This window comes from Ilyobacter sp. (assembly GCF_041583315.1).
In the GTDB taxonomy this organism is placed as follows: domain Bacteria; phylum Fusobacteriota; class Fusobacteriia; order Fusobacteriales; family Fusobacteriaceae; genus Ilyobacter.
On record NZ_JBFHGC010000214.1, the window covers coordinates 1 to 4,517 of the forward strand.

General features: G+C 32.7%; 4 protein-coding genes and 1 pseudogene. 3 read left to right on the forward strand and 2 right to left on the reverse strand.

The window, feature by feature from the left end:
- The 3 genes from ABZA26_RS08445 to ABZA26_RS08455 all read left to right on the forward strand — a co-directional run.
- On the forward strand, window positions 1-474 hold a 474-nt coding region (locus ABZA26_RS08445; protein WP_372714084.1), incomplete at its 5' end, for a Crp/Fnr family transcriptional regulator.
- 115 nt (window positions 475-589) lie between these two features.
- Window positions 590-1,894 (forward strand): 16S rRNA (cytosine(967)-C(5))-methyltransferase RsmB, encoded by a 1,305-nt coding sequence (rsmB, locus tag ABZA26_RS08450; protein WP_372714085.1) that lies wholly within the window; start codon window positions 590-592, stop codon window positions 1,892-1,894.
- A complete protein-coding gene (locus ABZA26_RS08455; protein WP_372714086.1) occupies window positions 1,894-2,541 on the forward strand; it encodes an O-methyltransferase in 648 nt (215 codons plus the stop codon). Before rsmB ends, ABZA26_RS08455 begins: the two co-directional genes overlap by 1 nt.
- Window positions 2,542-2,930: 389 nt before the next feature.
- Here the strand turns inward: ABZA26_RS08455 and ABZA26_RS08460 are convergent.
- Both ABZA26_RS08460 and ABZA26_RS08465 read right to left on the reverse strand, forming a co-directional pair.
- Window positions 2,931-3,155, reverse strand: a pseudogene (locus tag ABZA26_RS08460) (transposase); the annotation flags it as partial.
- Between the two features lie 111 nt (window positions 3,156-3,266).
- Complete coding sequence (locus tag ABZA26_RS08465; protein ID WP_372714087.1) at window positions 3,267-3,881, reverse strand: LysE family translocator; 615 nt, start codon at window positions 3,879-3,881, stop codon at window positions 3,267-3,269.
- Between the last annotated feature and the right edge of the window lie 636 nt (window positions 3,882-4,517).

The following is a 4,517-nucleotide window of genomic DNA, read 5'->3' on the forward strand; positions in this document are numbered from 1 at the left end:
CTTCTGAAGGTGACATTGTTTTCCAATGACGGTAATGAGATGCTTCTAGAGCTGACAAAACCCTTTGATATTTTAGGAGATGTGGAGTTTCTTTTGGAAGAGGATATTTATTACAATATTCAGATAAAAGAAAAAAGCACTTTTCTCGAGCTGGATTTTGACAGGGCTGTGAAAAATATAATATTTTATGAACTAATGGCAAAAACTCTGGCCAAAAAACTAAGGAAAACATCTGAGAAATATTCTGTGAAAAAACTCTGCAACAGTAAGATATTAGTTGCAAAATTTATAACGGATAACAAAGAGTACTTTTCAGATACCATAAAATACGGGGATATCTCAAAATTGTTAGGGCTATCAGAAAGACAGCTGAGAAGAATTTTAAAAAACTTTGAAGAAATGGAACTCATAAAGAGAAACGGGAGAAAAATAGAAATTTTAAATGAGAATGGTGTAAAAAAATTAACCTCTTAAAGCAATCTTTACTTATACCTGCATTTCATATATAATAAAATGAATGTTTTAAAATATCCAAATATATATCATAGGAGCATAGAACTCCTAATACTTAATAAAGAGGTGTAATAATTTGAACGTAAAGAAGAGGATCATAAAGCTTTTGGGAGAATTTGAAGAGGGTAAATATTCTAATATCCTTTTAAATGAATATTTCAGAGAAAATAATCTGAGTCGTGGAGAAAAAGCATTTATCACAGAGGTTTTTTACGGAGTAATAAGAAACATAATATTCCTAGACTACCAGATAGATAAGAGAGCCACTAAAAAAGTGCACAGAAAATGGCTGAGAAATCTTCTGAGAATCTCATACTACCAGGCTTACTTCATGAGAAGTGACGATGCAGGAGTGGCTTGGGAAGCTACAGAACTTGCAAAGGAAAAACTAGGAGTATATGTAGGAAGATTTGCAAACGGGATAGTAAGGTCTTTCATGAGGGAGATGGATCAAGAGGCCGATCAGCTGAAGGCCAGCGGAAAAATGGATATTTTGTATTCGTGTCCAAAGTGGTTTTATGAAAAAATAAGTAATGAGTACGGTGAGGAAACTGAGGCTCTTCTGAAATCCTATAAAAAGATACCTTACCTCAGTATCAGAGTGAACAAGCTGAAATACAGCGAAAAAGAATTTGAAGCCCTTCTAGAAAAAATGGGGATTAACATAATGAAACAGATAGATTCTGTCTATTATCTGGATTCGGGAATACTCATAGATTCCCAGGAATTCAAAGACGGAAAAATAACAGTCCAGGACGGATCGTCATATCTGGCTGCTAAGATGCTAGGGGCAAAACCAGGGGATACAGTACTGGATACATGCAGTGCACCTGGATCAAAAGCCGCTGTTTTGGCAGAACTTATGGAAAATAAGGGAGAGATAACAGCTCTTGATATACACCAGCATAAGATAAAACTTCTGGATATGAATTCTAAAAATCTTGGAGCAAAAATAATAACCGGGGTAAAACTTGATGCAAGAAAAGTAAAAGAACAGGGAAAAAAGTTTGATAAAATACTGGTAGACGCCCCGTGTAGCGGTTACGGAGTCCTACGTAAAAAACCGGAGGCTCTGTATAACAAAGATATGACAAATGTAGAGGAACTAGCCAGACTTCAGTATGAGATACTAGAATCTGCCTCTAAATCTCTGAAAGATGACGGAGAGCTGGTATACAGCACGTGTACTATTTTTAATGAGGAAAATACAGATAATGCTGAGCGTTTCCTGAAAAATAACCCGGAATTCCAAGTGGTAGAGCTGGAATTTCCAGATGGCATAAATGGCCATAAGGATATTTTAGGAGGACTTGTCATAGATTATAAAGAGGAGTTTCTAGACAGTTTTTATATTATAAAGTTTAGAAAGAGGATAGGATAATGCTAGAGGAATTAAAAGAAGCAAACGGGTATATAACGTCTAAGATAAAGGAAAAAGACCCTGTCATTCTTGAAATGGAGAAGTTTGCAGAAGAGCACAATGTCCCTATTGTGACAAAAGAGGTGGCAGAATATCTGAAGTTCATGGTGAAAATGAACAAAAGCAGGAGCATCCTGGAGATAGGTACAGCCATAGGGTATTCCGGGAGCATAATGGCAGGAGTAGCCAAAGAATATGACGGACATCTCACGACCATCGAGATCGATGAAGAGAGGTTTCATCAGGCCAGGGAAAACTTCGCCAAGGCGGGGCTGGATAACGTGACTCTGATCCTGGGAGACGGTCTGGAAGAGATAAAAAAACTCAATGGTGAATATGACTTTATATTTATCGATGCAGCCAAGGGAAAGTACAAGGAGTTTTTTGAAGATTCCTATAAACTTCTCTCTAAGGACGGGATTATATTTATAGATAATATTATGTTTAGGGGCTACCTCTATAAAGAATACCCAAAAAGGTTTAAGACCATAGTGAGAAAGCTGAATGAGTTTATAGATTATCTATATGAAAATTATCCTGGGTTTACCCTCCTTCCTTTCGGAGATGGTATAGGACTTTTACAGGGTAAATCGGAGAAACGATCATAAATAGAATCAAAACCCTATATTTGCTACAAAAGATAACTTTTGTTGTATAATAGTTAAGAGGTGATTTTATATGAAAAACTTAAAACTAGATATGATAAAGATTTGAAATCTGTACTGACAGAAAAGCTATACAATAAGATGGCAGTCAAAAAAAGTTTCTATTTACACAATATAGTAAATTATCTGGAAGATTAAAAAAACAGGCAGATAAATTTACAGAGAAAAGAATGTATTTAATGTTAAAAAGGGAGACTTTGAAATAATCTCTGTAAACAGGAAAAATTCTTCCTGTGAAAATTTTAAATTGAGCAATATTTTGAATATTGCCTATATCATGAATATAAATTTCAGCATGTCTCGTAGCCCTTTAAAAGTGGGATTCAGATATGCTTTTTTTCTTTATGTGAAACAGATTTTAAGGTATTTCTCACCTGGTGGACAATGCACCTCTGGTATTCGGAAAAGCAACTTGAATGCTCTCTTTAATTTCGCTAAGACCATCTGCACACATAATTAATACATCTTTAACTCCACGTTTTTTTAAGCTCATTTAGTATTTCTAACCAATATTTACTGCTTTCCTTTTCACCAATATAAAGTCCAAAAACTTCCTTAGGAAGCAAATTATTTAAATGCCATTTACAGATTTTTTTGGACACTGTCCTTTTTTATAAATAAAAAATAAGATGGCGTATTATGTATAATACACCATCTCTCATAAAATATCAGTATTCATTTATTCCCAAAAAAACCAAAACGACATGATCTTTTAAAATGTTTATGGCAACAACAACTAATAAAATTGACATAACTTTATTAAAAATATTTATAAATTTATTACTAGAAACCATTTTATTAAATGTCTCTCCAATTATACTGTAAAAGAGTGGAGAAGAAAATGCAATTGATGATAATATCAGTGAAATAAGTAAAATTTTAGTACCAGTTATATTATTTGCAGGAAAATGTATAGTAGCAATTGGAAGGCATGACAACATTCCCTTAGGGTTAAAAAGTTGCATTAAAAATCCATCTTTAAAAGCCAACTTTTTAAAATTCTGGTCAGTTTTTATATCTACTTCAGAAGTAAATATTTTACGGGCAAGATAAAACATGTAAAAACTTCCAACCAAACTAATATAGAATAGATATTCTTTTTTTATAAATTTTTCACCTGTAAACCCGAAAAAAGTGAATAAAGTAATCATGGCAACACTTATTCCACTAAAAAAACTGATAGAATCAGCAGTTTTATTGTTCATCCCCTGATTTAATCCCAGAATATTAACAGGACCAGGACTAAACGCAACAGCAATAGCATATAGAAACATTTCTAACATAACATTCACTCTCCTTTTCAGAACTTATTAACAAATAAGAGACACTATTCTCTCTTATAAAAGTCAATCTAATAAATGGTAACTAAAACTGTGCTTCATGTTTCGGATGAAGTTATAGTGAATAAAGTATATCTTATTTTATATATCCATAATGTATTAAAAAATACAAGTAAATAATTTTTATACAAAATTATAAAAAAAATAAATTTAAATAATAAATCAGGGATTTTGTTATTGGGAGGGCATATGGAGAAATGTAGAGGGGTAAGCGGATTCACCCATCACTATTGGATTGAATATTTTCTGATTATACATGAAATGACGAATTAGATGTAGAATTTAGCAGTGAATGCAGTGGAAATTCAAAAGAAAGTGGATTTGTAGTTTGTTGTGATTGTGCAGCAAAATTTCAAACTAAAAAAGACTTTTAGATCAAAAGATTAATCCAAAAGCCTCTATTAGAATATCAAACAGGATATCTTGCAGTAAATGTTCCCACTTAAGAAGTTGTTCAACGGCTATAATATTTAGTCTATTAATCATAATTCACCTCCTTGTTATATATTTGTTACAAACACATCTTAAAACAAAGGTGTTTAAATAAAATATAAAGATGGTAAGAAAAATGTAAAATAA